The organism is Halomonas sp. (genome assembly GCF_052095695.1).
GTDB lineage: Bacteria > Pseudomonadota > Gammaproteobacteria > Pseudomonadales > Halomonadaceae > Vreelandella.
In genome coordinates this window covers 1-4,195 of the sequence record NZ_JBQDLQ010000048.1, presented here as the reverse complement: position 1 = coordinate 4,195, position 4,195 = coordinate 1, and the positions used below count along the sequence as shown (strand labels likewise).

General features: G+C 51.9%; 5 protein-coding genes. 3 read left to right on the top strand and 2 right to left on the bottom strand.

Annotation, left to right across the window (positions count from 1 at the left end; translation table 11 throughout):
* Positions 1–389: NAD-binding protein (locus tag ACTH5D_RS11015; RefSeq protein ID WP_441671154.1), on the top strand; the 389-nt coding region annotated here is incomplete at its 5' end.
* Positions 390–441: 52 nt separating this feature from the next.
* Positions 442–1,068, top strand: a complete 627-nt coding sequence (locus ACTH5D_RS11010) for a glutathione S-transferase family protein (protein ID WP_441671152.1) — start codon at positions 442–444, stop codon at positions 1,066–1,068.
* Between the two features lie 168 nt (positions 1,069–1,236).
* On the opposite strand, the gene ACTH5D_RS11005 is transcribed toward ACTH5D_RS11010, so the two are convergent.
* Together ACTH5D_RS11005 and ACTH5D_RS11000 are read right to left on the bottom strand one after the other, a co-directional pair.
* On the bottom strand, positions 1,237–1,461 hold the full coding sequence (locus tag ACTH5D_RS11005; RefSeq protein ID WP_250063878.1) for an amphi-Trp domain-containing protein: 225 nt from the start codon (positions 1,459–1,461) through the stop codon (positions 1,237–1,239).
* 120 nt (positions 1,462–1,581) lie between these two features.
* Complete coding sequence (locus tag ACTH5D_RS11000) at positions 1,582–2,517, bottom strand: ketopantoate reductase family protein (RefSeq protein ID WP_441671150.1); 936 nt, start codon at positions 2,515–2,517, stop codon at positions 1,582–1,584.
* Between the two features lie 283 nt (positions 2,518–2,800).
* Here ACTH5D_RS11000 and ACTH5D_RS10995 point away from each other — a divergent pair, with 283 nt between their 5' ends.
* On the top strand, positions 2,801–3,664 hold the full coding sequence (locus ACTH5D_RS10995) for a hypothetical protein (RefSeq protein ID WP_441671148.1): 864 nt from the start codon (positions 2,801–2,803) through the stop codon (positions 3,662–3,664).
* The last annotated feature ends 531 nt before the right edge of the window (positions 3,665–4,195 follow it).

Here is a 4,195-nt window from a genome sequence, read left to right as displayed (position 1 = left end):
AGGTGGCTAAAGTGTGCAACAACATGCTGCTATCCATCCTAATGGCAGGCACCTGTGAAGCGATCAATATGGGCGTTAAAAATGGCCTCGATCCTGCTGTACTGTCAGAAATTATGCAGCAAAGCTCTGGCGGTAACTGGGCGTTAAATGTGTATAACCCCTATCCAGGCGTGATGGAAAACGCACCTGCTTCCAAAAATTACCAGGGCGGTTTTCAGGTGGACCTGATGATCAAAGATTTAGGTCTCGCCATGGATGTCAGCCAGCAAAGTACCTCTGCGGTGCCCATGGGCTCCGCCGCTCGCTCGCTGTTCACCCTGCACAAAGCCAAGGGTAACGGTAAGCTCGACTTCTCAAGTCTGATGCAGTTTTATCAAGATAAACAGTAGCGTTGGGGAGTAAACTCAACCTCCCTCTCTATGCGCAAATATAAGGACTGCCATGATCACGCTTTGGGGTCGCAATAACTCCACCAACGTTAAAAAAGTGCTGTGGGTGTTAGAAGAGCTTGAACTGCCCTTTGAGCAAATCCATGCGGGGCTTCAACACGGGGTGAATGACACTGCGGAGTACCTCGCCATGAATCCCACAGGGCTAGTGCCGCTACTTAAAGATGACGCCACCAACAGCGTACTGTGGGAATCCAATACGATTATTCGCTACTTGGCCGCGCAGTACGGGCAAAGTAAGCTGTGGATCCAAGCCCCCGCCGAACGGGCGCAGGCTGAAAAGTGGATGGATTGGTCGAACAGCACCTTATCGCCAAGTCACCGCACGATCCTAATGGGCTATGTCAGAACACCCCCAGAAAAACGCAATCACGCTGCTCTTGAAGCGAGCATGCAGGCGTGCGAAAAGCTGTTTGAACTGCTAGATAACGCACTCGCCAAACAGGCATGGTTTTCAGGCGATGAGTTTGGCCTGGGCGATATTGCCGTCGCGCCGTTTATCTACAACTTATGGAATATCGGTCTGACCTGGCAGCCGCGCCCCCACCTGGAGCGCTGGTACCAGCAGCTAACCGAACGCCCTAGCTTCCAAAAAGTGGTAGTAATTCCGGTTACTTAAATAGTGGGCGTCGGTGTGCCTAATGTGTGGCGCCAGCTGGGTCATTGGCATCGGTGTGAATGATGTTGTAGCGCGTGGTAACGAGTGGCGAGCGCAGCGAGAAACGAGGCACCCGCGGGAGGGCAGCAAAGCTGCCCTTGGTATCACGCACACAACTCAATTCAAACACTACTCATTTTGCCATTTAATCTGAAACTCAATTTCCTCTTCATCATCTGAGCGTTCGTGCTCAATAGTGAATTCGGCTCGCACGGGGACGTAGATGCGCTCGCCTGCTATCTGAATATCGAAACGTTCCCCGTTCTCGATAGCATCTGCCAGTCGCCTAAGCTTGGCCACGAAATCGGCCTTAGGATAGCCTTTCTCTACGTCTCTCTCTTCTTTGGATCCCATTTTCTTCTCCTGAGCTAAGTCACGACAGCCAGTGCCTATGGTGAATCAGGCTCGTATTCAGTCTAGCAGGTTATCCAAACATTAGCGGGCGACCTTTCCTTAATGACGAAGAGTGCCTAATCAGAGGTTCCCTAAATAACTCGCTTCTACTTCGGCCAACGCCTCATCCAACTCCCGCAACACCTTGTATGCCAAACCATGGCGCTGGGCGCTTTCGATTAACGGCCCCAAAATTGCCCCGCGCTCGGTAGGGCGTTTCGCCTCTACATCCTGCAACATCGACGCCTTATTATTGGCAGTGTTCTTCACTACCTGCCACACCATCGACAGCCACGCGTTTTCATCGGTTGCCTCACTCGGTGGCTGAGTGCCCTCGGCTATCATAATGGCCGCGACTTCTTTCACCACTGCCACTACCTGGCCTGAATACGCCGCATCCCGTAACTCGCCGTTACGCACGCCATTTAGTGCCACCAGTGGATTAATCGCCGCGTTCACCGCCAGTTTCTGCCATAGGCGGCTACGAATATCATCCACCGCGGTAGCACCAAGCCCTGCCTGGTTTAATGTTTGGGCAAGCGCTTGCGCGAGCCCGCCGTGCTGATTGTTTAGATCCCCTATAAATGTATGCCCATGCCCCGCATGCACCACGCTATCATCGCCCGTTAAGTAAGCGCCTTCCGTGGTGGTGGCACACAACACAGGCCCGGGCCACGCATGAGTAATACGCGGCTGCGCTAAAAAACCGTTTTGCCACAGTATCAGCGGAGTCGTCGTAGGAGTCACATCAGCAAGACTTGCCAGCGCTGTCTCAGCGGCCATCGCTTTCGTAGTGATATGCAAATAGCCGGGCAATGCATGTGCTTTAGGCGCGATCTGCTCCAACGTGCACAATTTCAAATGCTGTAAACGCTGCTCGCCTTCTGGCGTGGTAACCGCTTGTTGTTCAGGCAGCGCACGGCGACCGATTAGCGTTGTGGCCGTTAAAGGCGAAAGCGAATGGGCCAATAGGCGGCCAATGGCCCCCGGGCCGATAATCCAGTGGGTATCTTTCATTGAGTACGTTACTCAGCAGAGAGGTTGTCGCAAGCTTACCGTGTTCGCGATCCAGAAATGAAGGTAACCAATGGCGTGATGTGGCTAACTATTGCCTGTTCATTACTATCTGCTAACGTCGAGGTTAAAAGATGTCATCTCAGTGACTAACCGCAATACTGAGCCCACTCGTTGTAGTATTGCCATGATAATATTTGATCAGACAGCGGGCTGCTGATCTACAGGCGCTAGCTGCCCTCATTAACGATACCAGTAGATGCTAATCAAGAGAGAGGATGCACCAATGGCAGGGACGAATTCATCATCAACAACCACACTGTTAAGCGATAACCGTGTAAAGGTGATTTTAGCCATCACCGCTATTGCAGTGATCTGGGCCGCCGTCGCGCACACCATTGCAGGGTCGCGAAAAGATAGTATCGAGGCACTGGAAACACGCTTTGCAGAAACTGAGCGTCAGCACCAGCAGATTCAGGCACAGATGACCGACGTAGAAGCGGCAGAGCTTGACCTGGCAACGCTGCAGCAGCGGATGGGTAATCTTGAGGTTGAGCAAGCTGAGGCTGAAGCGGCGCTAGCGTCGACACGTGCAGACATTGCCAATACTGAAGACGATTTGACCGCGTTACGCGGTGAGCGTGAGACCCGCGAAAAAGAAACGGGCACCCTTAACGAGCAGATAGACGAAAGGCAGGATCGCCTTGATGAACTGAATGAAACGTACGCCCAGGTCGAAAAAGACAATGAAGAGGCCGAAGCTGCCCGTGACGAAGCTCAGCAGGCGCGCCAAGAAGCAGAAGAGGCCCGCAGTGAAGCTGAAGCACGGCTCGATGAGTTAAATGCCAAGATTGATGAGGCCAATACGCAGCTTACTGCGGTTGGTGAGCAGGTAAGTGAGGTCGAAAAAGCCCATGAAGAGGCCGAAGAAGCTGCCCGCGACGCCGCACAACAGTCGCGCCAAGACGCAGAAGAAGCCCGCAATGAAGCTGAAGCGCAGCTCAATGAGCTAAACGCCCAGGTTGATGAGGCCAATACGCAACTTACTAATGTTGGTGAACAGGTAAGTAATTTAGAAAAAACGCGTACTGCGCTTAGCATTGAAATCACCTCGCTCAATGTAATGCGCGAAGAAGCGCAAACGCCTTAACAAGCGGCACCCCTCAGCGCAGCGACCTCGCCGCTAATTAAACGGAGAGGTCGTTTAGCATTTGTCTCTCAGGCAGCATGCGGCGACCAATCCGTTTGGTAGCTGCTATATGGGAATGGATAAAGCTACATGACAGACGGCTAATGGCTAATAACGTGGTCATGCATAGTCTGTTAAATTTTAGGCTAAGTAGAGTTGTTTAATTTTTCCAGGTGAGTAGATTGCAAAATCTGTGAAGATAATTAATCGGAGCCAGGACAGTAGAGCAGAGGCGTAATTTAGGGCTCTCAATGGCCGCTTTCGATCCGAAACGGTCGTGCCGGGAAATGCAGCAGGCACGCGAGTTTTGGATATGTAGCCTAATGGAAATTAATGACTCGAAAGATCATAGGATTGGGAGAATCTGACAGGCTGCATTAGCCGGGAAAAAGTGCCAGCACGTTCATTCAAGCATAGGGCACGCCGTCTAATACGCTGTTATGCGTAAGGATTAAGCAATGAGTTCGTACGGAACGTTGATATTTTTCTGTG